18 protein-coding genes and 3 pseudogenes are annotated in these 26,288 nt (G+C 66.3%); 11 read left to right on the top strand and 10 right to left on the bottom strand.

The window, feature by feature from the left end; all coding sequences use genetic code 11:
• Positions 1–379 precede the first annotated feature (379 nt).
• The 4 genes from AC2W7M_RS03300 (at position 380) to AC2W7M_RS03285 (ending at position 8,016) form a co-directional block, all read left to right on the top strand.
• Positions 380–3,346 carry an ATP-binding protein gene (locus AC2W7M_RS03300; protein ID WP_486130045.1) on the top strand — a complete coding sequence of 989 codons (2,967 nt, stop codon included), beginning with the start codon at positions 380–382 and terminating at the stop codon, positions 3,344–3,346.
• 26 nt (positions 3,347–3,372) lie between these two features.
• Positions 3,373–4,551: an EAL domain-containing protein gene (locus AC2W7M_RS03295; protein ID WP_486130043.1), complete on the top strand. Its 1,179-nt coding sequence runs from the start codon at positions 3,373–3,375 to the stop codon at positions 4,549–4,551.
• A gap of 510 nt (positions 4,552–5,061) precedes the next feature.
• Positions 5,062–6,366 (top strand): MFS transporter, encoded by a 1,305-nt coding sequence (locus AC2W7M_RS03290; protein WP_486130041.1) that lies wholly within the window; start codon positions 5,062–5,064, stop codon positions 6,364–6,366.
• A 291-nt stretch (positions 6,367–6,657) separates the two neighbouring features.
• On the top strand, positions 6,658–8,016 hold the full coding sequence (locus tag AC2W7M_RS03285) for a tyrosine-type recombinase/integrase (RefSeq protein WP_486130039.1): 1,359 nt from the start codon (positions 6,658–6,660) through the stop codon (positions 8,014–8,016).
• 40 nt (positions 8,017–8,056) lie between these two features.
• Here the strand turns inward: AC2W7M_RS03285 and AC2W7M_RS03280 are convergent.
• From AC2W7M_RS03280 to AC2W7M_RS03265, 4 genes and pseudogenes are all read right to left on the bottom strand, one after another.
• Positions 8,057–8,478 (bottom strand): annotated as a pseudogene (locus AC2W7M_RS03280) (zeta toxin family protein); the annotation flags it as partial.
• 105 nt (positions 8,479–8,583) lie between these two features.
• Positions 8,584–8,793: pseudogene (locus AC2W7M_RS03275) on the bottom strand (IS5/IS1182 family transposase); the annotation flags it as partial.
• A 147-nt stretch (positions 8,794–8,940) separates the two neighbouring features.
• Positions 8,941–10,212, bottom strand: a complete 1,272-nt coding sequence (locus AC2W7M_RS03270) for an alpha/beta fold hydrolase (RefSeq protein WP_486130037.1) — start codon at positions 10,210–10,212, stop codon at positions 8,941–8,943.
• A 369-nt stretch (positions 10,213–10,581) separates the two neighbouring features.
• A complete protein-coding gene (locus AC2W7M_RS03265; protein ID WP_486130035.1) occupies positions 10,582–11,136 on the bottom strand; it encodes a TetR/AcrR family transcriptional regulator in 555 nt (184 codons plus the stop codon).
• A 74-nt stretch (positions 11,137–11,210) separates the two neighbouring features.
• On the opposite strand from AC2W7M_RS03265, the gene AC2W7M_RS03260 reads away from it, so the two are divergent.
• Positions 11,211–12,101, top strand: a complete 891-nt coding sequence (locus AC2W7M_RS03260; protein ID WP_486130033.1) for an alpha/beta hydrolase family protein — start codon at positions 11,211–11,213, stop codon at positions 12,099–12,101.
• Between the two features lie 584 nt (positions 12,102–12,685).
• Here AC2W7M_RS03260 and AC2W7M_RS03255 read toward each other — a convergent pair.
• The 6 genes from AC2W7M_RS03255 to AC2W7M_RS03230 form a co-directional block, all read right to left on the bottom strand.
• A complete protein-coding gene (locus AC2W7M_RS03255) occupies positions 12,686–13,240 on the bottom strand; it encodes a MarR family transcriptional regulator (protein ID WP_486130031.1) in 555 nt (184 codons plus the stop codon).
• A 443-nt stretch (positions 13,241–13,683) separates the two neighbouring features.
• Positions 13,684–14,454, bottom strand: coding sequence for an enoyl-CoA hydratase-related protein (locus AC2W7M_RS03250; RefSeq protein ID WP_486130029.1), 771 nt, complete (start codon positions 14,452–14,454; stop codon positions 13,684–13,686).
• A 9-nt stretch (positions 14,455–14,463) separates the two neighbouring features.
• On the bottom strand, positions 14,464–15,231 hold the full coding sequence (locus AC2W7M_RS03245; protein WP_486130027.1) for a glucose 1-dehydrogenase: 768 nt from the start codon (positions 15,229–15,231) through the stop codon (positions 14,464–14,466).
• A gap of 153 nt (positions 15,232–15,384) precedes the next feature.
• Positions 15,385–16,179: an AMP-binding enzyme gene (locus AC2W7M_RS03240; protein ID WP_486130025.1), complete on the bottom strand. Its 795-nt coding sequence runs from the start codon at positions 16,177–16,179 to the stop codon at positions 15,385–15,387.
• Positions 16,140–17,027, bottom strand: a complete 888-nt coding sequence (locus AC2W7M_RS03235) for an AMP-binding protein (RefSeq protein ID WP_486130023.1) — start codon at positions 17,025–17,027, stop codon at positions 16,140–16,142. Before AC2W7M_RS03235 ends, AC2W7M_RS03240 begins: the two co-directional genes overlap by 40 nt.
• 95 nt (positions 17,028–17,122) lie before the next feature.
• Positions 17,123–19,225, bottom strand: a complete 2,103-nt coding sequence (locus tag AC2W7M_RS03230; RefSeq protein ID WP_486130021.1) for an oxidoreductase — start codon at positions 19,223–19,225, stop codon at positions 17,123–17,125.
• Positions 19,226–19,428: 203 nt separating this feature from the next.
• Between AC2W7M_RS03230 and AC2W7M_RS03225 the strand changes: the two genes are divergently transcribed.
• The 6 genes and pseudogenes from AC2W7M_RS03225 to AC2W7M_RS03200 all read left to right on the top strand — a co-directional run bounded on the left by AC2W7M_RS03225 (position 19,429) and on the right by AC2W7M_RS03200 (position 26,111).
• Positions 19,429–20,625 (top strand): ABC transporter substrate-binding protein, encoded by a 1,197-nt coding sequence (locus tag AC2W7M_RS03225; RefSeq protein WP_486130019.1) that lies wholly within the window; start codon positions 19,429–19,431, stop codon positions 20,623–20,625.
• Between the two features lie 76 nt (positions 20,626–20,701).
• Positions 20,702–21,841, top strand: coding sequence for an acyl-CoA dehydrogenase family protein (locus AC2W7M_RS03220; protein ID WP_486130017.1), 1,140 nt, complete (start codon positions 20,702–20,704; stop codon positions 21,839–21,841).
• 56 nt (positions 21,842–21,897) lie between these two features.
• Positions 21,898–23,045 (top strand): annotated as a pseudogene (locus AC2W7M_RS03215) (acyl-CoA dehydrogenase family protein).
• Positions 23,046–23,069: 24 nt separating this feature from the next.
• Positions 23,070–23,840, top strand: coding sequence for an enoyl-CoA hydratase/isomerase family protein (locus AC2W7M_RS03210; RefSeq protein WP_486130015.1), 771 nt, complete (start codon positions 23,070–23,072; stop codon positions 23,838–23,840).
• Positions 23,841–23,874: 34 nt separating this feature from the next.
• A complete protein-coding gene (locus tag AC2W7M_RS03205; protein WP_486130013.1) occupies positions 23,875–24,876 on the top strand; it encodes an NADPH:quinone oxidoreductase family protein in 1,002 nt (333 codons plus the stop codon).
• Positions 24,873–26,111 carry a 3-hydroxyacyl-CoA dehydrogenase gene (locus tag AC2W7M_RS03200; RefSeq protein ID WP_486130011.1) on the top strand — a complete coding sequence of 413 codons (1,239 nt, stop codon included), beginning with the start codon at positions 24,873–24,875 and terminating at the stop codon, positions 26,109–26,111. The genes AC2W7M_RS03205 and AC2W7M_RS03200 overlap by 4 nt, the downstream gene beginning before the upstream one ends.
• The last annotated feature ends 177 nt before the right edge of the window (positions 26,112–26,288 follow it).

The following is a 26,288-nucleotide window of genomic DNA, read 5'->3' as shown; positions in this document are numbered from 1 at the left end:
GATGGCCTCCGGTCTCGATTTGGCGCTGCTCGCCGGCGCGGCCCGCCTGCGCGCTGCCCCTCGCTGCTGCGCCGCCTGGAGCGCGACCGCCCGCGCGGCGCCTGAGCGGGAGCAAGAGAGCAGGCGCCTCGTTCTGCGGCCCGTTACTTTCGCGCTGCCCGCCGCGGCGCATCCGCCGGACAGGCGGGGCGGCACCCCATCCCGACGCGCAACCTGCCCCTCAAGGCCAATCCAAGCGCCCGAGTGCCCCTTCTTGGTCCTGCCGGATGGAGACGGGGCCGCCGTCGCGTGCTTTGGTGCACCCCCAAGCGCGATCGAATCCGCTTTCGGAAGGCGCTTGCTTTACGTATCGTGATGCAAAAATCGGGAGGCGCCGGCAATGCGCGTGTGGTGGATCGGCGTCAATGTCGCCGTCGCGCTCCTGATCGCGGGCATCATCGCTTTTCAGTCGGTCGCCGACCGACGATTCCTGATCGACGACGCCCTGACCGAAGCCGAGAACCTCGCCTCCGCGCTGGCCGAGGAAACGCAGCATCTCTTCGGCGGCATCGGGCTGGCGCTCCTGACGATCGCAGACGAGGTGCGCAGCAGCAATGCCGGCCCCTGGGAGCAGCGGGCCAAGGCTTCGGGCGGGCTGTTGCAGGCGCTGCAACAGGCCTCGCAGAGCACCTACGCATTCTTCGTCCTCGACCGCGAGGGCATTCTCGTCGCCACGTCGCGAACGCTGGATCCGCAGCCCGTCAACCTGTCGAACACGCCGGAATTCGCCGCCGCGCGCAACGGAAGCGAGGCGCTGATCATCGGCACGCCCCGGCTGGGCCGCGTCGGCCATGCGGAGGGACAGTGGATCATCAACCTGGCGCGGCGGCTCGTCGACGCGGACGGCAATTTCTCGGGCATGGTCGCGGCCTCGATCTCCGTCGCATACATGCAGACCTTCTTCGATGCCCTGCACCTCGGCGAGGGCGGCTCGATGGGGCTGCTGAAAGGCGACGGCACGCTGCTGCTGCGCAGGCCCTTCGTCGAAACCCAGATCGGCCGGCGGTCCAACGACAGTCGGCTAACCCAGGACATCCTGGGCGGCGGGGCGAGGGGGCGCGCGTCCGGCGTTTCGCCGACCGACGGCTTGCGCCGCCTGGTCGGCTTCCGCCGGATCGACGCGCTCGGGGTCGTCGCCTTCGTGAGCCGGGCGGAGCGGGAGGTGCTGGCGCAGTGGCGGCAGAACGTCGCCTTCCAGAGCGGCATCGGCCTGCTCTCCATCCTCGTGTTCGTGTCCGCATCGATCGTCATCGCCACCTTGGCGGCTCGGCAGCGGCGCGCCGCAGCGGACCGCACCGCCCGATTGAAGCTCGTGGCCAACGAGGCGGGGCATCTGGTGGCGGCTTCCGACGTCCAGACCCTTCTTGCCCAAGCGGCCTCCATGACCCGGCGCCTGGTTGGTGCCCGGCAGGCGGCTGCGATGTCCTTCAACGGGTCGGGTGGAGCGGGTTGCGTTGAGCCCGATATCGATCCGCAGTCGGACACCGGTGCCGATGCGATTCTGCCCGCCTCCGATCCCCGCCTGTTGGGCGTCCGCGACGAGAAGCGCGTGCTGCTGCTGGACGGACGCGGCGAGGGGGCGGACGGAGAGGGGGAGCCGGGCGGGACACTGCGCAAACGGCTGCTGGTCGTGCCCATCGTGACCTCGAACGGCCAGTGCCGCGGCGTGCTCCAGGCCGGCGATCCCCCCAACGGCGCGTTCACCGAATTCGACGTTCACGAGCTGGTCCAGTTCGCCAGCGTCGTCGCAGCGTCCCTCGAATCCCTTGAGGCCCGCTTGGCGCAGGCGGAGGCCCTTGCTGTCGCCAATGCGGAGCGCAACGACAAGGCCTTCATCCTGAGTTCCATTTCGGACGCCATGTACGTCCTCGACCAGGACTGGAACTTCACCTACCTCAACGCCGAGGCGGAGCGCATCCTGGGGCGGACCAGCGCGGAGCTGGTCGGGCGGTCGGTCTGGGAGGCGTTTCCCGCGGCCAAACAGACGGCGATCTTCGACAATTACATGAGGGCGCGCAAAACCGGCGTGCCGGTCGAGTTTGAAATCTACTATCCGGATTTCAAGGCTTGGTTCGTTATTCGCGGCTTCCCGCACGAGAAAGGCCTGACCAGTTACTTCCACGACATCTCGCAGCGGATCGAGTCCGAGCAGCGGCTGCGGCAGGCGCAGAAGCTCGACGCCATCGGCCAGCTTACCGGCGGCATCGCCCACGACTTCAACAATCTGCTGACCGTCATCCTCGGCCAGGAAGACGCGGTCATCGAGTATCTGAAGGCGAACGGCGCGCCGGCCGCGGTCCTGCGCAGCGCCGAGACGGTCCAACTCGCCGGCGAGCGCGCCGCTGAACTGACGCACAGGCTCCTCGCTTATGCCCGCCGCCAGCCGCTTGCGCCCCGCCCGACCGATGTGAACGACCTCATCCGCGGTCTGGAGCTGATCCTGCGCCGAACGGTGAGCGAGAGCGTCGACATCGAGATTCGCGAGGGCGACGCACTGTGGCAGGCCAGCGTCGATCCCGGAGAGCTGGAGAATGCCGTCCTCAATCTCGTCCTCAATGCCCGAGACGCGATGTCTGACGGCGGCCGGCTCACCATCGAGACGGCCAATGTGATGGTCGATCCGACCTATGCGACGGAAAACCAGATCGCCATAGGCTCGTATGTCGTGATCGCAGTCTCCGACACCGGAGAGGGCATGTCCGCGGACGTCCTTGCCTGCGCATTCGAGCCCTTCTTCACCACCAAACGGGACGGGCACGGGTCCGGACTTGGCCTGTCGATGGTCTACGGTTTCGCGCGCCAGTCCGGCGGACAGGTGAAGATCTACAGCGAGCCGGGGCATGGGACCACGGTCCGCATCTACCTGCCCCGCGCCGATGGCGAAGCGCCCGGCGCGCGGAACTCCAGCGCGGCGGAGGACCTGCCGCGCGGCGACGAGACCATCCTCGTCCTCGAGGACGACGACCTGGTGCGCGGCCACACCGTCGCCAGCCTGCATTCGCTCGGCTACACGGTGCTGGAGGCATCGCAGGGCAGCGAGGCCCTCGACATCCTGCGCGGCAGCGCGCGGGTGGATCTGTTGCTCACCGACGTGGTGCTGCCGGGCTCGGCCTCCGGCCGGGTCGTCGCCACCGCGGCGGTGGCCCTGCGGCCCGCATTGCGGGTTCTCTATATGTCGGGCTACACTGAAAACTCAATAATTCATCATGGACGACTCGATCCCGGGGTTGAATTACTGAGCAAGCCGTTCCGCCTTGGCCAGCTTGCAAGCAAGATCAGGGCGGTTCTCGACAGTGCAGGTTCCTAATTCGGCGCCTGCCGAGGCGATGTGAGGTGATCTTGCCGAAGCGCGTCCTGGTCCTCGACGACGACGATATGGTGGCCGGCACCATTTGCTCCATGTTCGAGCGTCTGGGCTACGAGGCGCGTGTGTCCGGCACGGCGGCCGACTTCTATGCGGATTTCGACGCCTGGGCGCCGAGTCATCTCGCCATTGATCTCGTGATGCCGGACGTGGACGGCGTCGAGGTCCTGCTGGAGCTGTCCCGGCGAAACGTCACGGCGGCGATCATCATCACCAGCGGTGCCGGCAGCCGCGTTCTCGAGGCCGCGCAGCGGGTCTCGACCGAAAACGGCCTCAACGTGCTCGGCGTCCTGTCGAAGCCGTTCCTGCCGCGCCAGCTCAAGGAGCTCCTGTCGGGAGACGTCCGCGGGGCCAGACCGACCGCGGCCGCGGCGCCGGAGCGTGCCGCGCGCTTCGACGGGGAGGATTTGTCCCTGGCGCTCCAGCGCCGCGAATTGGTCGTGCACTACCAGCCGAAGATCGCCTGCCGGACCGGCGAGTTGCGCGGGTTCGAGGCGCTCGTGCGATGGCAGCACCCGCATTTCGGCCTCGTTCCGCCATCGGACTTCATCCCGCTGGCCGAGCAGTGCGGCCTGATCGGCGGCCTCACCGACGTCGTCTTCGAGCAGTCCGTTGCCTGGCTCAGTCAAGCCTTTCCGGGGGCCTCGCACCACATCGCCGTTAACCTCTCGCCGGTGCTGCTCGCCGATGTCCGGCTGGCCGATCATTTCCAGCAGATTGCCAGGGGCTATGGCATCTCCAACGAGCGCGTCATGCTGGAAATCACGGAAAGTTCGGCGATGAAAGACCCGACGGTCACCCTCAGCGCCGCCACGCGCCTGCGCCTCAAGGGGTTCCGATTGTCCATCGACGATTTCGGCGTCGGCTATTCCTCGCTGGTGCAGCTGATCCGCATTCCGTTTTCAGAATTGAAGATCGACCTCTCCTTCGTGCGGGCGGTGAACACATCGGAGGAAGCCCGCAAGGTCGTGATCGCCGTCACGGGCCTGGCCCGCAGCCTGGACATGGAGGTCACGGCCGAAGGCGTCGAAGATACGGCCATCCTCGACTTCATCCGGGACCTCGGTTGCGAACTGGCGCAAGGCTACTATATCGGCCGACCCATGCCGGGCGAGGCCGCAGCCCAATGGCGGGGTCTGCCTAACTGATCACAGCCCCGGCCAAAGACCGGCCATCGCCAGCGGACACCAGCGGGATGCCGAGGCGTTGCCGCCCGAACTCGCGCTCGGAAAAAGTGCCGATGGCGGCTTTGGGACAGCGGCACTCCTGCAGCTTTACAAGGCCAAGCTCTCCGGCCGGAAGCGGGGTGTCGCGGATCGTCCGGTGAACGGCGGCGGCGGCCGCCGCGCGACATCTCCCGTCGACCCCGACGCGAGCCTGTCGTATGCGACCCCGGGCCCGGCTTAGAGCGCGATCCGCTCAGATCGGCTCAATATGATCGGCGCGTGCTCTGGTCACCATCGGCGCCGGCCATGACGATCGCTTGAGGGGACCGGGCCAGTCACTCTCGACGAGGGATGCGTGGGGGCGAGCGCCGCCGGCCGTGGTCGCATTTTTTGCGCCGCCGGCGACCGGGCGAATCGGGCCATAAGAGCGTCGATCCATCTCAACAGGCGCACCGCAGCCCAGGCCGGGCGCAAGGGGGCAGCGAGACGATCATGGATGCGGGGACGGGATTGACGGCGGACGAGCAGCGCACCTTCTCCAAGGTGGCGCGGCGGCTCATTCCGTTCATGATGCTGCTCTATCTCGTGAGCTTCCTCGACCGCGTGAATGTCGGCTTCGCCGCCCTCACCATGAATGCCGACCTCGGCTTCTCGCCGGAGGTCTATGGCTGGGGCGCGGGCATCTTCTTCATCGGCTATTTCCTGTTCGAGGTGCCCTCCAACTTGGTGCTGGAGAAAGTGGGGGCGCGGCTGTGGATCTGCCGCATCATGCTCACCTGGGGCCTGATCTCCGCCGCCACCGCCTTCGTCACCGGCCCGAACTCCTTCTTCATCATGCGCTTCCTGCTGGGCGCGGCCGAGGCCGGCTTCCTGCCGGGCATGATCCTCTATCTCGGCTACTGGTTTCCGCTCGCTTTGCGCGCCCGCTACATTGCCCTGTTCATGGCGGCCGTGCCGATCGCCAGCGCGGTCGGCGCGCCGCTGTCGGCGCTGATCATGGAAAGCCACGGTTTTCTCGGCCTCGCCGGCTGGCAGTGGCTGTTCATCGTCGAGGGACTGCCGGCGGTGCTGCTCTCCGGCGCGGTGCTGGTGCTGCTGCCCAACGGGCCCGCGGATGCGCGCTGGCTCAGCACCGCGGAACGACGCACCATCGCGGCGCGCCTCGCTGCCGACCATGCCGGGCCCGATGCCGCCACCCACCACAGCCTGTGGCCGGCCTTGCGGGACCGGCGGGTGCTCATGCTCTGCCTGATCTATTTCGGGCTGGTGGTGGGGCTCTACGGCATCGGCCTGTGGCTGCCGCAGATCATCCGCGGCATGGGCTACAGCGTGCAGGAGGTGGGGCTCCTCCTCGTCGTGCCCTACGCTGTCAGCGCCCTCGCGATGCTGGCCTGGGGCCGCCACAGCGACGCCACGGGCGAGCGCGTGCTGCATGTGGCCGGCGCGGCCGTCCTCGGCGCCGCGGGGCTCGTGGCGAGCGTGCACGCTCCCTCGCATCTGCTTGCCATGGCCGCCGTGACCTGCGCCTCGGTCGGCCTCTATGCAGCCCTGGCGCCGTTCTGGTCGGTTCCGCCGCTGTTCCTGCACGGCACGGCGGCGGCCGCCGGCATCGCGCTCATCAATTCGGTCGGCAATCTCGGCGGCTTCGTGGGCCCTTATGCGGTGGGCTTCATCAAGCAGCACACCGACCGCTTCACGGCGGGCTTCGAACTGCTGGCGGCGGTGGTGTGCGCCGCCGCCTTGCTGACCCTGGTGCTGCGCGCCCTGCTGCGCCGACGCCCCCATCCGCGCGACTGATCCGGGCGGGGAGGGCGGCTCGGTACGGCGAGGCGACACCGCTGTCGGATCAACACGGAGCCGAAGTGGCGCACCCGGCACGATTCGAACGTGCGGCCTTTGCCTTCGGAGGGATTACTTGTAGCTCCGTCGAAATCACGATGGAGCACGAAGAAATGCGATATCATACTGTTATTAAAAAAGAATTTGTAGCTGGCCATAGCCGAGACTATCCTTCTCTCCGCCACCACTTTCTTCCTGCCGCTTACGTGGCGCTTACGCGAGACGAAGCGACAAGGGCGGAGATTTTCCATGGCTAAGCTCACAAAAAGGGCCGTCGATGCAGCAGAGGCCGGCGCCAAGGATTACGTGATCTGGGACGACGAGCTCCCTGGTTTTGGCCTCCGGGTTTTCACGTCCGGCAAGCGAAGCTACGTCCTTCAGTATCGGTCGGCGGGCCGATCGCGTCGGTTCACGATAGGGCTGCACGGGGTATGGACACCTGAACGCGCGCGCCAGGAAGCCAAAGCGCAATTGGGCCGGATCGCGCAAGGCGACGACCCGGCTGAAGAACGGCTGCTTGATCGCAAGGCGCTCACGGTCAAGGAACTCTGTGACCTCTACCTCGCCGACCTGCAAGCGGGTCTCATCCTCGGAAAAGGCGGGCGCCCCAAGAAGCCGGGCACGATCGCCTCCGATCTCGGCCGCATCCACCGTCATATCGTTCCCCTCCTCGGCTCGCGTCGCGTCAGGGACCTGGCGAAAGCCGACATCACGAGGGCCATGAAGGACATCATGGCAGGGAAGACGCGTGTCACCGTCATGACGAAGAACCTGCGCGGCAAGTCCATCGTGAGAGGCGGCGCCGGCACAGCCACGCGGACAATCGGCCTGTTGGGCGGCATTCTCACCTACGCTGTCGAAGCGGGGATCATCGAAACGAACCCGGCGCACGGTGTGCGGCGGCCGAAGGATAATGTCCGTGCCAGGCGACTGAGCGAAGCCGAATATCGCGTCCTCGGCGACCTGCTCAAGGCGGCGGCCGAGAACGAGAGCTACCGGATGTCGGTCGAGATCATTCGCCAGATCGCGCTCACGGGATGCCGCCGCATGGAGATGGTCACACTGCGATGGGCAGAAGCCGACACGGATTTGAGTTGCCTGCGGCTGATCGACAGCAAGGAGGGAAGCTCCATCCGGCCCATCGGGCTGCCAGTGGTGGAATATCTGGAGAAGCGCCGGAAGGAGGCGGTCGGAGATTACGTCTTTCCCGGCCGTGACGGCCAGAACGCGTTCGGCAGCTTTCCCAATCATTGGAGGAAGATCTTCGCGGACTCGCCCCTGGTCGATGTCACCCCCCACATCCTGCGCCATAGCTTCGCCAGCGTCGCGAACGATCTCGGGTTCACGGAGGTCACCATCGCCGCCCTGGTCGGCCATGCGAAAGGATCGGTCACGAGCAACTACATCCACACGCTCGACACCGCCCTGATCATGGCAGCCGACACTATCTCCGGCTACATCCAAGGGCTGCTCGACGGAGTTGAGTTCAAGCAGACCACCTATGCGCTTGATCGGGGCTCCCGCAAAGCGGCATTGGCCCGGTTTCTTCAGAGGGCAGCCGGAGATCCCGGATCGGCAGAGCAGGACAGTTTGCCCGTAGCAGCATAGGCGCGCCGACGGATAGGCCCTTCAGTGACCGCGGCTAGGCCGGCGCGCGGCGAAGCGAGGAACAGATGAGATCAGAGAGCGAGGCAATGCCATCCTTGGCGCGCATGGCGACCAGATTGGGTGCTGCGCATTGCAGCTCGCGCGTATCATTGATGATGAGAACTCAGTTGGCGGTTTTCGCCATCTCGACGAGTAGCGCATCGGCCAGCGCCGTTTTGCCGGCAGAGGCGCCGCTAGCGACAAGGATGCTTGAGTGTAAAGCGATACCTGCCTACAACCCGCCGGCCTGCATGGCGGACATGATCCGAGTGGCGATATAATTGTCGAGAGCGAAGACCGCGACGGCAGGCCTGCAGATGGCGAGGCCGCAGCCACATGCGGCAACAGGCCCTCGAACCACTTCCCGATCTCGAGCAATGCGGCCGAGATGCGCGGCGCACCAGCACGAGCTTCGGCGCCGACACCCGAAGTCCATGAGCGGATGGTACCGCTGATGCTTGGTCACGAGCAGAACCACGCCTCACGGTGGCAAGCGATCGTGTCGATTGCTGGCACGATCGGCTGCTCGGCGCCTGAGGTGCAGTCGGCGACCTGACCGCCGGTCAGGAGGAAAGCGATCGGGCGACAATGATAGTCGATCGGTGCGTGGATTTCGGTCGTGCCCCCCGCGAGCGACCGCTCGCCTGACTGCTCTCCTCCTTTTCCACCTGCAGCGTAGCGATGGGCCTTGATGCCGGAACTGTCGATCAACACCTGCGCCGGAGGGCTTCCGCTCTGCATCGCCAAGCCTGGATCTATACGCCATGGCATCACGGGCTCCACGCAACTCGGGCCGACGACGGCACGGCCCGCGCGGAAATCCGCTTCGCCATGTCCTGAATACGGCCATAGCCAGCCGAACCGGATGTGCTTTTTCAGGCCCGTTCAGCCCCCGCAATCCGTGGGCGGCGCGACCCCCGCGAAGCGATCGCTCATCCACGCGACGGCGGCCTCCGCGCTCTTGTGCGCCGCGGCCATGTGCCCGACGCCAGGCATCAGAAGCATCCGCACCTTGGCGCCCGCCTTGCACAACCGCGCCATGTAATCCTGCGTCGCATCGGGACGGACAATCGGATCCGATGTGCCTTGCGCCAGGAACACGGGCAGCTGCGAGGGCAACGGGCCGGGCGTATTCTCCTGCATCAGCGTATGCCACGGCTCGATGTCGCTCAGGTTTGCGACCCGCAGAAAATCCTTCTGCAGCGGGCGCTCGGTCACGCCGCGCTCCAGCACATCCAGCAGGGATTCGACGCATTCGCCCGCCAGCTGGTCGACGACCGGAATGGCGGCCGCATCGAGCACACGCGCCAGCGGGGCGTCATAAAACTTCGACCAGGACCACAGCGCCATGGAGGTCAGGTTCTTGCCGGCAACCGTGCTGATATCGTCATTCAACAGCGCCGCGAGTTCCGTGGCCGGTGCGGCGGCGGCGACGCCGACGAGGTCCAGCTCCGGCGCGTAGCGCTTCGCGAGAAGGCCGGTAAAGAGCGCGGCCTGGCCGCCCTGGGAGTGGCCCCAGACGGCAAAGCGATTGGATGCGCCGCCCTGGGCTATCGCGCGCGCGGCCCGCACGGAATCAAGCACGGCCCGCCCTTCGCTGTTACCCACCAGGAAGGGATGCGGTCCAGCAGTGCCGAGGCCCGGATAGTCGGTCGCAACGACGATATAGCCGCGCTCCAGCATCAGATTAAGACCCTGGACGTTCTGGAAGAACGTGCCCGTGAGGGATGGCGCGCAGCGCGCGATCACGCCCGTGGTCGGATGCGCCCAGGCGACAATCGGGCGGCCTTCCGGCGGGGGGGAACCCTGCGGAAGGATCACCACGCCGGAAACGGCAATCCGCTTGCCGTCGAGCCCCGTCGATCGATAAAGAACCCGATAGGCGGTCGCGCCATGGGGGGCGCCGGGCATCGGCTCCTGCCGGATCACCGTCCCGTCCGCGCCGTTCAGCTCCGCATCGCTGCGCACGTCATAGAAGCGGCGTCTGGCGAGGACAGGCCCGGCGCAGCCAAGCGCCAGCGCCATTCCGACGATCGCCGCCGCCCGGCTCGGCCGGCGCCCCATGGCACGGCCGGCGAGACCCTTGCCGGAGACCTGCTCGGCCCGCCGCACCGCCCGTCCGATAAACGCCCGAAGCCATTCGATCCGATTCCGCATGTGATGCCACTCGCCTGCTCGTCAACTCGATCATCATCCTGCCGTTTCCGACCGTCGGAAGCAGCATGCCAGGATTGCCGCACCGGCCGTAGCCGTGCCGCGAATGCCCGCCCGGCTACGGCCTTCCGCCGCCACGGCAGAGGCCACCGGCCGGAGAGCAGATACGGTATTCCGCGTGCATTGTCAGCGGCCTATGCCGCGCCATCCCCCAGGCGATGGTTGTGAGGACGTGGCGCGGCGCTGGAGCGGATCGACACTCAGCTGTCGGGACGGTTCTCTTTAAGACAACGGCGTCCTGGCCGGGCTTGTCCCGGCCATGACAGCCCTCAGAGGCTCAAATCCATCCAATGATCTGAATGTCGATCGGTCCTAAGCCTCGCGTTGCGACAAGCGGCGCGCCAGGCGTTCCAGCGGATCGCCGGTCTGCTCGGCGAGAGCCAGCAGCCAGGCGCCCTCCAACTGGGTGATCAGGGATTCCGCCGCGCCCTCGGGGTCGGCGTGCCCGAGCCGAGCCGCGTGCCGGGCCGCGCAGGAGGTCCAGTTCGACAGAACCTGCCGAGCCGCGAGGCGCAACCGCTCGTCCTGCGCCCCGGCCTGCAGGATGCTGGCGACCGGACAGGCCAGGACCTGCCCTTTCTGCTTCACAGTATCGGCAATCGCACGGGACACCGCGGCAGCGCCGCCGGCGAAATCCGTCGCATGCGACAGGATCCGGTCAACCTGCCGTTCGACGACTTGCCCCGCCCAGAGCGTGGCCGCCTCGGCCAACTCGCGCTTGCCGCCGGGAAAGTGGTAGTAGAGCGACCCCTTCGGCAACCCGGAGGCGGAAAGGATCTCCTTCAGGCCCACGCCATCATACCCCTTCCGTCGGAAGAGGCCGGAGGCCGTGCGCAGAAGGATGTCTCGATTGGAGGGTTCCGACATGGCCGACCACTACAAAGATTAGACCAAATGGTCTATGCCTCCATTAGACCACTCGGTCTAATGGAGGAGCGGGTATGCTGCAGGAGCACGGCGCGGAACAGCGGAACCTGACCATTGAGGCCGAGGGAGCACGGCTTGCGGCCTGCTACTACGCCCCTGCCGGAGCCTTGCGCGCGAACGTGGTGCTGCATGGCGCCACGGGTGTGCCGCAACGCTATTATTCAGCCTTCGCGCGGTGGGCGGCGGCGCGCGGCATCGGCGTCCTCACCTATGATTATCGCGACTTCGGCGCATCACAGCATCGCCCCATGCGGGAAAGCCACGCGACATTCGCCGATTGGGCGATCCGCGACCAGGGCGCGGCGGAACATGCCCTGGCCGAGCTGGCGCCGGAAGGTCCATTGTGGGTGCTGGGCCACTCCCTGGGTGGGCTGGCCTTCGCATTCCGCAGGCATGATGTCCGGGTCGAGCGGATCACCACCGTCGGTGCGGGGTTCGGGCATGTCAGCGACCATCCCTGGAGCTACCGCCCCCTCGCGCTGGCCTTCTGGTATGCGCTGGGGCCCGTCGGCACGACGCTTGCCGGCTACTTGCCCGGCAAGCGCCTTCTGCTGGGGGAGGACCTGCCCGCGGGCGTCTACTGGCAGTGGCGCAGATGGTGCACGCGGCGCGACTTCTTCCGCGGCGATATCGGCCTGAGCCTGCCCGAGCCGGACTTCCGGATGGATGGCCCCGCCTTGCGCATGCTCACCATGGCGGACGATGTCGTCGTGCCGCCGGCTGCTGTCCGGCGCTACGCCGCCGCATTTCCGCAAGGACGGATTGAGTATCGCGAACTGGTGCCGGCGGAGTTCGGCCTCTCCTCCCTGCGGCACATCGAGGTCTTCTCCAAGCGGGCCACGGCGGCCTGGCCGGCGCTTCTTGGACTGCCGGATACATCCGCGGGAGAATGGGAGCCGAACTGACCGATCCGTTTGGGCTCCGAGGGAGTGGCCATCACATCGATCTAGAGCGCCGCGACGGTCGCCGACGGATGCCATGGCGGCCGGTCTATAGACGCCGGGGTCAAAACGAGTTCACCACCAACATTATAATTACAACGTGGGTCGGCCGCATGGGCAAGTGGTCCAACGGACTCCAATTGCGTTGAAAAGCTTCGGCGACGTACCTAGCCCGCTGCCGTGAGCCGGATGCGCTAACTTCCGACGACCGAACGAATGGTCGCGGATCATATCGCCCCATCCTTTTCTGGGCGGCAACAGAAATAGGGCAGAGGTCAACGAAGCACCAGCCATAAGGCCCAGTCTTACTTGGCCGCGAATCAGGTCCTGGAGGAAGCCAATTTAGCGAAACCAAGAGTTCCATTCGCCACCGCGTATCCGCAGGGGCCAGGCACAAACGTCGATGTCAGGAAGATAAAAATATTGTATCGTAAAAATACAAGTTTCGCTTTCAGTTTTGATTTCTTTTAGGGAAACCGATCCTCGGTAAATTGACCTGACCTAGATCTTTTTGAAGTTCATTTAGATAATGAACAATTGCAACCCGCTCATCGAACGAAAAAACGCGCGCATGCTTGATCGTAGAACTGGTAGATTCGCGCACGCACCTCAGTCCAGAATGCCCGCCCGCGAGGTGTCATCTGCACCACTCTGGCACGGCGGTCCTCGGCGCCGGCAACGCGCTGGACAAGACCATCACGCTCGAGGCGCTTCAAGACGCCATCGAGGCTCTGCCGCGTGACGACGAGATAGTCGCCGAGTTGGGCCAAGGGGATCCCGGAGGCAAACTTGTCTTGCGAAAGGGCTCCGAGAACGGCCCACTGCACGGTTGTGATGCCGAGCTGTTGGACTGCCTGCTGCTGCAGCTGGTTGCCGAGCTGGAAGAGGCGGAAGAAAATCCGGTTGTTGAGATGATCGTGTCCGACATTCCGCTGCGTGGGGTCTGCGGCCGCAGGCAGCTGCGTCGGTTCATTGCCGTCCGTGGATGCAGGGGCCAGCTCCCGCCGCGCCGTGCGCTTGGCGGCAGGAGGTCGCGGCGCGCGTTCGGCCGGCCGCGATGTGCGTCCACGCGTGGCACGGGCGGGCTTCTGATCGGTCGTCATCCAGACTCGCTCATCCATAGGTTCGGCACCGGAGCAAGCCTCGGACCTCAGTAGACCCGTGAAAAGCCTCTCCCGCCTCCTGCCGCATGATGGATCTTTTGCGCCATCCGAAAATCCCCAGTCAACCGGAGTGCGATCTCTTTTACCGGCACATGAGGCTGCAGCCTTTGCCTGAAGGGATGCGGCGATGCAGGACCGGGAGCGACCCCACGCGATTTAAGCCAGTGTGCGTCAAGATGCCATAGGGCTCCGTAAGGCCCCGAAGTGCCCGGACGGGACCGCCGCCCCTTCCCTCGTCGTCCTGCTCCGAAAGCCCGACGAGAGCTGGATACGCCGGTTGTCGGAGGGCCCGGCCAAGCCTTTTCGCCGTGCTGGGGGCGGCCCCGTTGCCGCATCACGCTGCAAGCGATGCCGCCCCTCCGACGGTATCGTCCCGGCCCGGCCTACCGGAACTTCGGCGGGCGCTTTTCCAGAAAGGCCTTCACACCTTCCTTGGACTCCTCGGTCTGGTAGAAGAGACTGAGCGCCTGCATCCCCATGCCGGAAATCCCGCGGATCGATTCGCTGTCGAGGTTGAACGACTTCTTCGCGATGGCGATGGCCATGGGGCTCAGCGCCGCAATCTCGGCACACCAGCGCTCGACCTCGGAGTCCAGATCCTCCGGCGGGACGACCGCATTGACGAGGCCCATCTGCAGCGCCTGCTCTGCCGAATAGCGCCGGCAGAGCATCCAGATCTCACGGGCCTTCTTCTCCCCGACCCCGCGGGCGAGCAGGGCCGTTCCGAAACCAGGATCGACCGAGCCGACCTTGGGGCCGACCTGCCCGAACACGGCGTTCGAGGAGGCGATGGCCAGGTCGCAGCAGGTGACGAGGACGTTGCCGCCGCCGATGGCAAAGCCGTTGACGCGGGCGATCACCGGCTTCGGCACATCCCGGATGAGGCTCTGCAGTTCCTCCACCGGCAGCCCGATGGTGCCGCGCCCGTCATAGGCGCCATCATGGGCGGACTGATCACCGCCCGTGCAGAAGGCCTTCGCGCCGGCGCCGGTGAGGACGATGGCGGCGATCGCCTTGTCCCATCCTGCCTTGCCGATGGCGTGGATGAGCTCCTCGCAGGTCACGCCCCTGAAGGCGTTGTACTTCTCTGGCCGGTTGATGGTGATCCAGGCGGCGGCCCCGCGCACCTCATAAGTAATATCCTGATAGTCCATGTTTCATTCCTATCCGTGCATCGTGAGGCCGCCGGACACGCTGATCACCTGCCCGGTTATGAAGTCGGCATCGCTGCTGGCAAAGAAGGCCACCATCCCGGGAATGTCGTCTGGCTGTCCCAGGCGCTTGAGTGGAATGGATTTCTGCAGCTTGTCGTAGATCTTCTGGCCATATTCGCCTTCACCCACGAACGACCGCAGCAGGGCCGTGTCGGTGGGACCGGGGCAGACCACGTTCACCCGCACGTTACTGCGCGCATATTCGCGGGCCACTGTCTTGGAGAAGGAGATCAGCCCGCCCTTGCAGGCCGCATAGACGGATTCGCCCGAGGAGCCGACACGCCCGGCATCCGAGGCGATGTTGATGACCTTGCCGCCGCCGCCCTCGATCATGCGCGGCAGGACGGCCTTGTGGAGATTGAGCGGCCCGCGCAGGTTGATGGCGATGATCTTGTCCCAGAGTTCGGGATCGGTCTCGAGAAACGGCTTGGCGATATCCCATCCCGCATTGTTGACGAGCACGTCGATGTGCCCGAAATGCGCGGCGGCCTTTGCGACGGCTTCGGCCACGTCGGCGGCGCTGGTGATGTCGAACGCCAGCGGGAGGACGTTTCCGCCGCGGGCCTGCAGGCCTTCGGCAACCTCCCGCAAGGCCGTCGCATTGACGTCGGCCGCCACCAGCTTCACGCCTTCGTCGATGAAGCGGGCGCAGATCGCCTGACCTATGCCGCCCGCGGCTCCGGTGACGATGGCGACACGATCCTTCAATCCCCTCATGTATCCACTCCACTTATCGCTGCGGAAGTCCGGTCTGATCTCCCCGGGCCACGAAGGCCTGTCGGCGGGATCAGCGACCGCCCTTCCAATTTCCGGGTTCAGATGGCCTGGCCGTTCCTGAGCGCCTTGGACATGCACGCGGGAGCGGCGCTCTCAGGTGTTTTGCTCGTTGTCCTGGACGAGCTGGCGCAGCTTGAACTTCTGCACCTTCCCGGTGGCCGTGCGCTCGATGGGCCCCAGGATGAAGCGGTCTGGCACCTTGAACTTGGCCAGTGCCGCACGGCAGAACTCGAGCAGCTCCTTTTCGGAGACCGCCCCCGAAAAGCCGGGCTTCAGCTCGACGAAGGCGCAGGGCCGCTCACCCCAGCGCTCGTTCTTCATGGCGATCACCGCGGCGTAGGAGACAGCGGGATGCTTGAAGAGGACGTCCTCGATCTCGATGGAGGAGATGTTCTCGCCGCCGGAGATGATGATGTCCTTGGAGCGATCCTTGATCTCGATGTAGCCGTCCTCGTGGACGACGGCGAGATCGCCGGTGTGATACCAGCCGCCCGCGAACGCCTCCTCGGTAGCGGCGGGATTCTTCAGGTAGCCCTTCATCCCGATGCTGCCGCGGAACATGACCTCGCCGATGGCGGCGCCATTGTGGGGGACGGGCTCCAGGGTGATGGGATCGGCGACGATCATCGCGTCCGTCACCGCAGTTCGCACGCCCTGCCGCGCCATCTTCCTGGAGCGCTCGTCGGGGGGAAGGTGATCCCATTCGCGATGCCAGTCGCACAAGGTGGTGACGCTGTGCAGCTCGGTCGAGCCGTAGACATGGCGAACCCGGAAGCCGAGGGCCTCGGTCTCCTTCAACACAGCCGCCGGCGGCGCCGCTCCGGCCGTCATCACCGCCACCGGCCGCGTCAGCGTGCGGCCGGCACCGGCGGCACTGTCGATAAGCATGCCGAGCACAGTGGCGCGCCGCACAGATGAGTCACGCCGTGGGTCTCGATCGCCTCGAAGATCTGCTCGGCCACCACCTTCCGCAGGCAGACGTGGGTGCCGCCCACGGCCGCGACCGCCCAGGAGAAGCACCAACCGTTGCAGTGGAACATGGGCAGCGTCCACAGATAGACGGAGTCGGCATCCATCTTGTGGTGGAGCAGCTGGCCGAGCGCGATCAGGTAGGCGCCGCGATGATGATAGAGGACACCCTTCGGGTTTCCCGTCGTTCCCGAGGTATAGTTCAGCGTGATGGCCTCGAACTCGTCCTCCGGCCAGTAGATCGGATCCTCCGTGCGTCCCTGCTGGATGAACTCTTCGTAGGTGTATTGGCCGATCCGCTCTCCCCCTTCGGCGAGCGCATCCTCGATATCGATCACCAGAGGCTTGGTTTCCATCTGGGCCAGGGCGGCGCGGGCAACGCCGCTGAACTCCTTGTCCACGAAGAAGACCTTGGCCTCGCAATGGCCGAGGATGAACGCGATGGCGGTCGCATCCAGCCGGATGTTCAACGTGTTGAGGAGGGCGCCCGCCATCGGCACACCGAAATGCGCCTCCAGCATGGCCGGCGTGTTGGGTGCGAGGATCGCAACGGCCTCGCCGCGCCTGATGCCGTTGCGCATGAGGGCAGAAGCCAGTTGCCGACAGCGCCGGGCATACTGCCGCCAGGTCCGGCGCTCCTGGCCGTGGATGATGGCGACGCGGTCTGGAAAGACATCGGCTGCACGCAGAAGAAAATTCAGCGGGGTGAGCGGCCGGTGATTGGCCGGCCGCCTCTGGAGAAACTCTGCGTCGAGATTGAGCGTCACCTTTTCCTCCTTCATGGAGCGGGGCTCGCGCTGGCGAGCACGTTCTTCTTGATCGCGGAAAGTCGCGACGGCACGGATCCGGGGCGGGCCGGCGGTCAGATCCGGTTGCCGAGGACGGCGCCTTCGTAGATGGCGCGCTTGGCGTCGAGCTCGCCGGCAAGCTTGGCGCCGCCGATGACATGGACGCTCTGCCCGCGGGCCTGCAGCTCTTCGGCGAAGCGGGAGACCGAAACCTGGCCCGCGCAGACAACGATGGTGTCCGCCGGCAGGACTTCGACACGGTCCTTGATGGAAATGTGGAGTCCTTCTGCGTCGATCTTCAGATAGGTCGCATCGGCGATCTGGCGCACGCCCAGGTCCTTCAGCTCCTGCCGCAGGATCCACCCGGTGCTCTTGCCCAGAGTCCGGCCGAACGAGCCGGGAGAGCGCTTGACCATGGTGACGGACCGGCGCGCCGGGTGCAGCCTAGGCGCGCCCCGCACCCCCCAGCGTTCCTCGAACTCGGAAACGGTCTGGCGCTCGCCATCCTCGCCGAGGGCGAGAAAGAGGGCCACGTCGTGGCCGATGCCACCGGCCCCGATGACCACCACCCGCTCTCCCGCGGTGACCGTACCATCGAGAATGGCCGCGTAGCCGACGACGCGAGGATCGTCCGCGCCGGGAATATCGATCAGCCGCGGCTCGACGCCGGTGGAGATGATGACGTCGTCATAATTCTCGCGCCCGAGAGCCTCGCTGCCGATGCGATGCCCGGTGCGGACCTGTATACCCAACGCCGCGAGCTGGCGCCTGAAGCCCTCGATGGCAAGGCCATAGTCCTCCTTGCCGGGCACCTGGGCCGCGAGGGTGAATTGCCCGCCGATATCCGGGGCCGCCTCGTACAGGGTCACGTAATGGCCGCGGCGGCCGGCTTCCAGCGCCGCCGCGATGCCGGCAACGCCGGCGCCCACCACGGCGATGCGCTTCGGCTCCGGCGCGGGAGCCTCATCGAACTCGCCTTCGCGCGCCGCCCGCGGGTTGACGAGGCAGCTGATCACTTGGTCGGTGAAGTAGTGATCCAGACAGGCCTGATTGCAGGCGATGCAGATGTTGATGAGACCGGCTTCGCCACCCTTCATCTTGTTGACGAAGGCTGGATCGGCCAGGAACGGCCGCGCCATTGAGATCAGGTCCGCCGAGCCGTCGGCCACCAGTCGTTCCGCATCCTCGGGAAGGTTGATGCGGTTGCTGGCCGTGACGGGAATGGAGACCGCGTTCTTGATGCGGCGCGTCGCCTCCGCGAACGCTCCATGTGGCACGGTTCCCGCGATCGTCGGCACCTTGGATTCGTGCCATCCGATGCCCGTGGACAAGCAATCGGCACCGGCCTTCTCGACCTCCTGTGCCAGCCAGATGGTCTCGTCCTCGTCGAGCCCGCCCTCGATCAGCTCAAGCGCGGAGATCCGGTAGGACAGGATCGGTCCGGTGCCGAGCGCCGCGCGGACCGCCGTGACCGCGCGGAGAGGAAAGCGCGCCCGGTTCTCCAGGGTGCCGCCCCATTCGTCCTCGCGCAGATTGGTGCGCGTCGCCAGGAACTGGCTGATCAGATAGCCCTCGGAGCCCATCACCTCCACGCCGTCGTAGCCTGCCTCCATGGCCAGGGTCGCCGTGTTGGCGTAGGCGGCAATGGTCTCCTCGATCTCGGCAGAGGTGAGGGCCTTCGGCGCGTCCCTGTTGATGGGGGACTGGATCGCGGACGGGGCGACGACCGCCGGATGGTAACCATAGCGGCCGGAATGGAGGATCTGCAGCAGGATCCGCCCACCGGCGGCGTGGACCGCCTCGGTGATCCTGCGATGGTCGTCCACCTGGTCCCGACGTTCGAAGGTTCCAGGCTCATTCTTCATGCGTCCGGCGAAGTTGGGGGCAAACCCGCCCGTCACGATGAGCCCCACCCCGCCTTTCGCCCGCTCGGCATAGAATCGGCCGAGCTCGTCGAAGCGCTCTGGATGGCATTCGAGCCCCGTGTGCATGGACCCCATGACCACGCGATTGGGCAGCAGGATGGCACCAATATGCAGCGGCTGGAGAAGGGCCGCGTGTCCCGCACTCATGAGCTTGTCCTCCGTCGGTGCATCTTGCGTGCTCGGGTGCACCTGTTGCTCGCAAGGGCTACTGCCTCTTCCGATGTATGTCAACATCACTACATAAAATGACACGGCGCGGCGTTCACATATGTCTGGAGTCTAGAATATATACATATATATCATAATGTTATGAGCATGTATCGCGCGCCGCACGACGTGGCGCCCGAGTGACTCCTTCAGATATTGATTCAGCATGTTGACATATTATCGCGCTGCCCCTTAGGTTCCCCGCAACGCTCGAACAAGGGCGCCAACAAAAAGGGAGGATAACGCGCATGAAGCTGGGACATCTCATGCTGTCAGCTGCGCTGATCGTGTTCAGCGGAGCCGCCTCGGCCGGGGGCGCCGCCAGGATCGGCGTGCTCACCGACCTGAGCGGGCCGTACGCGGATCTGTCCGGCCGTGGCTCGGTGATCGCGACCGAGATGGCCGTGGAGGACTTCCGCAAGCTGCATCCCGAGTTCACGGTGGAGGTCATTTCCGCCGATCACCAGAACAAACCGGACGTCGGCTCAAGCATCGCCCGAAAGTGGTTCGACCAGGATGGGGTCGATGCCGTCGTGGACGTGGCGAGCTCGGCCGTCGCGCTGGCGGTCAGCAAGATCGTGCAGGAGCGCGACAAGGTGTTCCTGGCGTCCGGCCCCGCCAGCTCCGACATCACCGGTAAGGCGTGCTCGCCGAATACGATCCAGTGGACCTATGACACCTATGCCCTGAGCAAGGGCACCGGCGGCGCGCTAACGCGGGCCGGCGGCGACAAGTGGTTCTTCATCACCGCTGACTACGCCTTCGGGCAGGCCATGGAGCGGGACACATCACGCTTCGTGGAGGCTGCGGGTGGCAAGGTGCTCGGGCGGGTACGCGCGCCCATCAATACGGCCGACTTCTCGTCCTTCCTGCTTCAGGCACAGGCTTCCGGGGCGAATGTGGTCGGCCTCGCCAATGCCGGCGCTGACACCATCAATTCGGTCAAGCAGGCCGCCGAATTCGGCCTCACCAGCCAGGGAACGAAGCTGGCCGGCCTCCTCGTCTTCATCACGGACGTCCACAGCCTCGGCGCCAAGGTCGCCCAGGGACTGGTGGTCACGGAAGCGTTCTACTGGGACCTGAACGACAGCACCCGCGCATTCTCGAAGCGGTTCGCCGCCCGCGCCGGAGGACGCATGCCGAGCCAGGTTCATGCGGGCGCCTATTCAGCCACCCTGCATTACCTGAAGGCCCTGGCGGCGCTCGGCTCGAAGGACGGCGCCGCCGTGGTCAGCAAGATGAAGGAACTGCCCACCTCCGACGAAGCCTTCGGCGACGGCGTGATCCGCAAGGACGGGCGCAAGCTGCACGACATGCATCTCTTCGAGGTCAAGAAGCCCTCGGAATCGTCCGGCGAGTGGGACCTCTACAAGCAGCTCGCGGTCATCCCGGCGAACGAGGCCTTTCGCCCTCTTTCCGAGAGTGAATGCCCCCTGGCGCGCTGACGCTGCCCGGACTGCCGGCCATGCCATGGCCGGCAGTCCCGCCCCAATGGCCCTTTGAAGCTCAACGGATCGCATCATGAAATCCTTTGCCCATTTTGAGCAGTCGCGGCGCTGGTCCGCCGAGGAGGTGCTCGTCATCGAGCAGGTCTCCCGGCTAGCCAGCGAGGTCATCGCGCCCCGCGCCGGGCAGCTCGACGAGCAGAAGGCGTTTCCCTGGGCCAACATCCAGGCCTTCAAGGAGATCGGCCTGAACGGCATCTTCGTTCCCGAGGAGTACGGTGGTTCCCCGATCTCCTATCGCTGCTTCCTCGAGGTGGTTCGTATCATCTCCCAGGCCTGCGCGGCCACCGGCATCATCTTCGGCACGAACAGCGCGACCGTGAAGCCCATCGTCGAGTTCGGCACCGAGGAGCAGAAGCACCGCTTCCTGCCGCGCATTGCCGACGGCGGGCTCGGCGCCCTCGCGATCACGGAGCCTCATGCCGGATCGGACGGCGGCAACATCCAGACCAAGTTCCGCCCGGACGGCGATGACATCGTCATCAACGGCGGCAAGATCTTCATCACGACAGGCGACGTCGCCGATCTGATCCTGCTGTTCGGCAAGTGGACCGAGATGGAGAACTCGCCCAAGGCCGTCTCCGCCGTCGTCCTGGAAAAGGGCACGCCCGGCTTCGAGGTGGTCCGCCTGGAGACGAAGATGGGCACTCACGCCTCCTCCACCGCGGAGCTCGCCTTCACGGAGTGCCGGGTGCCACGCGCCAATCTTCTGGGGCAGCCGGGCGACGGCATGAAGATCATGATGTCGGTCCTCAACAAGTCGCGGCCGAGCGTGGCGGCCCAGGCACTCGGGATCGCTTCTGCGGCCTTGGGCGACATGGTTGCCTACGCCAACGAGCGCCGGCAGGGCGGCAAGCGGATCATCGAGCACCAAGCGATCGCCTTCATGATCGCTGACCTCGCCATCGAGCTCCTGGCCGCGCGCACGCTGATGGACCATGTCGGCCAGTTGGTGGACGACGGCGTGAAGGACATCAGCGTAGAGGCATCCATGCTCAAGGTGAAGGCATCGGACCTCGCCATGCGGCTCACCACGGACGCCGTGCAGGTGTTCGGCGGCCACGGCTACGTGCGGGGCCATCGCGTCGAGCGGCTCATGCGCGAGGCCAAGATCACCAGATCTGGGAAGGGACCAACCAGATCCAGCGCCAGGTGATCAGCCGCGATCTCGTCGCGCGCTGAGTGACATTGTTTCGGGAAGGACGGCAAGCCGTGGCTTTGGATTCAGAAACGTTCAGTTTGCTCCTCGAAACCGTGAGCCGGTTCGTCTCCGAGCGGCTGATCCCGCGGGAGACGGAAGTCGTCGAGACCGACGCCATCCCTGCGGACATCGTCGCCGAGATGAAGGATCTCGGCCTGTTCGGGCTGTCCATTGCGGAGGAGTTCGGCGGGCTCGGCCTGTCCATGGAGGAGGAGGTCCGCGTCGTCTTCGAGCTGGGGCGCACCTCTCCCGCATTTCGCTCCGTGGCGGGCACCAATATCGGCATCGGCTCCCAGGCCATCGTCATCGCCGGGACGCCGGAGCAGAAGGCGAAGTATCTCCCGGCTCTGGCGTCGGGAGCACTCATCGGCTCGTTCGCCCTGACCGAGCCGGACGCCGGATCGGATGCCATGGCGCTGCGCACCACGGCGCGGCGGGACGGAGACCACTACGTCCTGAACGGTACCAAGCGCTACATCACCAATGCGCCCACGCCGGCCTTTTTTCCGTGATGGCACGCACTGCGCCGGAGCGGAAGGCGAACTCCATTTCCTGCTTCCTGGTGGAAGCCGGAACCCCGGGTATTCGCCTCGGCAAGCCGGACAAGAAGATGGGCCAGCGCGGCGCGCTGACCTGCGACGTCGTCTTCGAGGATTGCCGTGTGCCGGTCTCCGCTTTGCTCGGCGAGCTGGAGGGCAACGGCTTCCGCACCTCCATGAAGGTGCTCGACAAGGGGCGCCTGCACATCGCTGCGCTGTGCGTCGGCATCGCCGACCGCCTGATCCGGGAGGCGGTGCTCTACGCGAAGGACCGCAAACAGTTCGGGCAGCCCATCGCCGAGTTCCAGCTGGTGCAGGCGATGCTCGCGGACAGCGAGGCGGAGACCTATGCGGCGCGTTGCATGATTCTCGATGCCGCAGCCCGGCGCGACCGCGGCGAGAACACCACGCGCCAGGCCGCCTGCGCCAAGATGTTCGCTTCCGAGATGGTGGGGCGGGTGGCTGATCGTGCCGTCCAGATCTTCGGCGGCGCCGGCTACATGGCGGAGTATCCGGTGGAGCGCTTCTACCGCGACGTCCGGCTGTTCCGCATCTTCGAGGGCACGACGCAGATCCAGCAGTTGGTCATCGCCCGCGAGCTGCTCAAGGCGATCGCCTAGCCCCCCTTATACCGCGAGGATTCCATGGCCGTCGAACTAACCCGGCACGACGCCTTCGTCGTGCTCACCCTCAACCGCCCCGAGGCCCTCAACGCACTCAACGCACAGACGATCCAGGAGATCGGCGCCGCCATCGACGAGGCGGGCCGGACGGATGCGCGTGCCCTGATCATCACCGGCGCGGGCGAGAAGGCCTTCTGCGCCGGCGCCGACGTGAAGGAGATGGTGGGCATCAACCTGATCGCGAAGCGGCGCAAAGCGGAGCTCGGGCAATCCACCTTCGCCAGGCTCGACACGCTGTCCATTCCGTCGGTCGCCCTCATCAATGGCTATGCGTTCGGCGGCGGGCTGGAGCTGGCACTCGCCGCCACCTTCCGCCTCGCGACCCCCAACGCGGCGGTGGCCCTTCCCGAAATCAAGCTCGGCCTGATGCCGGGCTATGGCGGGACCCAGCGCCTGCCGCGCGCGGTGGGCGAGGCACGGGCGCTCGAGATGATCTTGACCGGCCGGACCGTGCGGGCCGAGGAAGCCCTGTCGATCGGCCTCGTGAACAGGATCGTCAGCATGCAGGACCGGCTCGCCGACGCCTTCGCCTTCGCGCGCGAATTCTCCGGCTACAGCCGTGTGGCCCTGGCCCATGCCCGCGCGGCGATCCAGCGTGCGCTCGCCCAGCCGCTGCACGAGGGACTGAAGACCGAGGCTGACCTCTCCACCCTCGCCTTCCAGTCGAAGGATGCCCAGGAGGGTATCGCCGCCTTCATCGAGAAGCGGCCGGCGACATTCACCGACGCATGACCCCCCTGGGAGAACCAGCGGAAGGCCACACCTGATGCGCAGCTATCGTATCCACGCCCCCGGTGACCCGGGGAGCATGACCATCGACGTACTTCCCGACCTGTCGCCAGGACCGGGAGAGGTCGCCATGGACGTGGTGGCGGCCGGCGTCGGCTTCGTCGACACCCTCGTGGTCTCCGGGCGATATCAGAACATTCCCGCTTGTCCGTTCACACCGGGCATGGAATTCGCCGGACGGGTCCGGGCCGTCGGCCCGGATGTGTCGGGGGTGCGGGTCGGCGACCGCGTCGCGGCCTATGTCCTCAACGGCGCCTTCGCCGAGCAGGCGGTGGCTCCCGTCGGCTCCTTCTATCCCGTGCCGCAGGACGTACCTCTCGATCAGGCAGCCCTGCTCTGTGGCGCCTATCTGACGGCGCATTTCGCGCTGGTCGCGCGCGGCCGGCTTCAGCCCGGCGAGACGGTGCTGATCGGCGGCGCTGGCGGCGCGGTGGGGCTCGCTGCCGTCCAGATCGCAAAGGCGCTCGGGGCCAGGGTGCTCGCGGGTGTCCGCTCCGCCGCCGACAGGGAGGCCGTCATCGAGGCGGGCGCAGACGCGGTGATCGACCTTTCCGGAACAAGCCTTCACGACGAGGTTCGGGCCCAGGTCTCCGCCGCGACCGGCGGCCGGGGCGCCGACGTGGTGATCGACCCGCTCGGAGGCGACTTCCTGCCGGCGGCCCTCAGGGCCACCGCATGGTGCGGGCGATTGGTGGTGATCGGGTTCGCCGCCGGGGAGATCCCGACTGTGAAGGTCAACTATCTCCTGCTGAAGAACATCTCCATCGTCGGCCTCGACCTGAGCCAGTACCGGGCGCGGACCCCGGACCTGCTGGCGCGCGTGCAAGGCGACCTGTTCGACCTTTGGCGCCGGGGCCTCCTGAAGCCGCGCGTCGCCCGCCACTTTCCGTTCGAGCAGGTGCCGGACGCGCTGAAATTCGTCGCGAACGGTCGCAGCGGCGGCCGCGCGGTCATCCATATCGGGAACGAAGCAGCATGAACGGTTTGCCGAAAACTGAGATCGTCGCGGTGATTGGCGCTGGTGCGATGGGTTCTGGGATTGCGCAGGTTGCGGCGCAGGGGGGCCACTCGGTTCTGCTTTATGACGCGCTGGACGGGGCTGCGGAGCGGGGTCGGGCGGGGATCCTGGGTGGCCTCGACAAGCTGGTCGCGAAGGGCAAGCTGCCGGCGGAGGAGCGCGATGCCCTTGGCGCTCGTGTTGCGGTGGCCGCGTCGCTCAATGATCTTGCCAGTGCAGGGCTGGTGGTGGAGGCCATCGTCGAGCGGCTGGACGTCAAGCGGCAGGTGTTCGCGGCGCTGGAGGCGATCGTGGCGCCCGATGCGATCCTCACCTCCAACACGTCCTCGCTCTCCATCACCGCCATCGCCGCGGGGCTGAAGCATCCGGAGCGCGTCGCCGGGCTGCATTTCTTCAACCCGGCGCCGGTCATGAAGCTGGTGGAGATCGTCGCCGGCCTCGCCTCGAGCCGCGATGTGCTCGACACCCTGTTCGCGACCGCTGAAGCTTGGGGCAAGGTGCCGGTGCACGCCACCTCGACGCCCGGCTTCATCGTCAACCGGGTGGCGCGGCCGTTCTATGCCGAGGGCCTGCGCCTCCTGGAGGAGGGCGTGGCGGACGTCGCCACCCTGGACGCCGTGCTGCGCGAGGCTGGTGGCTTCCGCATGGGCCCGTTCGAGCTCATGGACTTGATCGGCCACGACGTGAACTTCGCGGTGACGAGCTCGGTGTTCCAGGCCTATTTCAATGACCCGCGCTACCGGCCCTCGCTGACCCAGCAGGAGCTGGTGGCCGCCGGCTGGCTGGGGCGCAAGTCCGGGCGTGGCTTCTACGATCATGCGGCCGGCGCGGTGCCGCCTGTGCCCGCCACGCTGCCCGCCCACCCGGCGCCCCGCGTGGTGACCGTAGAAGGCAATCTCGGCCCGGCCGAGCCGCTCGTCGGGCTTATGGAGGCTGCCGGGATCACGGTGGCACGCGTTCCGGGCCCCGGCTGCATCCGGCTGGACGGGGCGAGCCTTGCGTTGACCGACGGGCGCACGGCGACGGCACGTGTCGTGACGGCGGAGCCCGCCGACCTCGTGCTGTTCGACCTCGCGCTTGATTACGCAAGCGCGCGCCGCATCGCGCTCGCCCCGGCGACCAGGCGCCGGCCGGCGCTGCGGCGGTCGCCGCTGGGCTGTTCCGAGGCCATCGGCAAGGACGGTGTCGGCCGTTGATGACGCGCCCGGCCTCGGTGGTGCTGCGCACCGTGGCCATGCTCGCCAACGAGGCGGCGGAGGCGGCGCTCATGGGAGTGGCCTCGCCCGCTGACATCGACCGGGGCCATGACGTTCGGCGTGAACTATCCGCGCGGCCCGCTCGCCTGGGCCGACCAGGTGGGCCCCGCCCGCATC

Source organism: Xanthobacter sp. BG11Y11_SDJG, from assembly GCF_057364445.1.
The sequence above is the reverse complement of the archived record's forward strand: the minus strand, read 5'-3'. Positions and strand labels throughout refer to the sequence as shown.

Coding starts and splice junctions, on each gene's coding strand:
- AC2W7M_RS03255 (WP_486130031.1), bottom strand. CDS start 13,240: ATGACGACCGATCAGAAGCCCGCCCGTGCCACGCGTGGACGCACATCG.
- AC2W7M_RS03260 (WP_486130033.1), top strand. CDS start 11,211: ATGCTGCAGGAGCACGGCGCGGAACAGCGGAACCTGACCATTGAGGCC.
- AC2W7M_RS03220 (WP_486130017.1), top strand. CDS start 20,702: ATGAAATCCTTTGCCCATTTTGAGCAGTCGCGGCGCTGGTCCGCCGAG.
- AC2W7M_RS03250 (WP_486130029.1), bottom strand. CDS start 14,454: ATGGACTATCAGGATATTACTTATGAGGTGCGCGGGGCCGCCGCCTGG.
- AC2W7M_RS03270 (WP_486130037.1), bottom strand. CDS start 10,212: ATGCGGAATCGGATCGAATGGCTTCGGGCGTTTATCGGACGGGCGGTG.
- AC2W7M_RS03240 (WP_486130025.1), bottom strand. CDS start 16,179: ATGCTTATCGACAGTGCCGCCGGTGCCGGCCGCACGCTGACGCGGCCG.
- AC2W7M_RS03225 (WP_486130019.1), top strand. CDS start 19,429: ATGAAGCTGGGACATCTCATGCTGTCAGCTGCGCTGATCGTGTTCAGC.
- AC2W7M_RS03290 (WP_486130041.1), top strand. CDS start 5,062: ATGGATGCGGGGACGGGATTGACGGCGGACGAGCAGCGCACCTTCTCC.
- AC2W7M_RS03300 (WP_486130045.1), top strand. CDS start 380: ATGCGCGTGTGGTGGATCGGCGTCAATGTCGCCGTCGCGCTCCTGATC.
- AC2W7M_RS03200 (WP_486130011.1), top strand. CDS start 24,873: ATGAACGGTTTGCCGAAAACTGAGATCGTCGCGGTGATTGGCGCTGGT.
- AC2W7M_RS03205 (WP_486130013.1), top strand. CDS start 23,875: ATGCGCAGCTATCGTATCCACGCCCCCGGTGACCCGGGGAGCATGACC.
- AC2W7M_RS03210 (WP_486130015.1), top strand. CDS start 23,070: ATGGCCGTCGAACTAACCCGGCACGACGCCTTCGTCGTGCTCACCCTC.
- AC2W7M_RS03285 (WP_486130039.1), top strand. CDS start 6,658: ATGGCTAAGCTCACAAAAAGGGCCGTCGATGCAGCAGAGGCCGGCGCC.
- AC2W7M_RS03245 (WP_486130027.1), bottom strand. CDS start 15,231: ATGAGGGGATTGAAGGATCGTGTCGCCATCGTCACCGGAGCCGCGGGC.
- AC2W7M_RS03265 (WP_486130035.1), bottom strand. CDS start 11,136: ATGTCGGAACCCTCCAATCGAGACATCCTTCTGCGCACGGCCTCCGGC.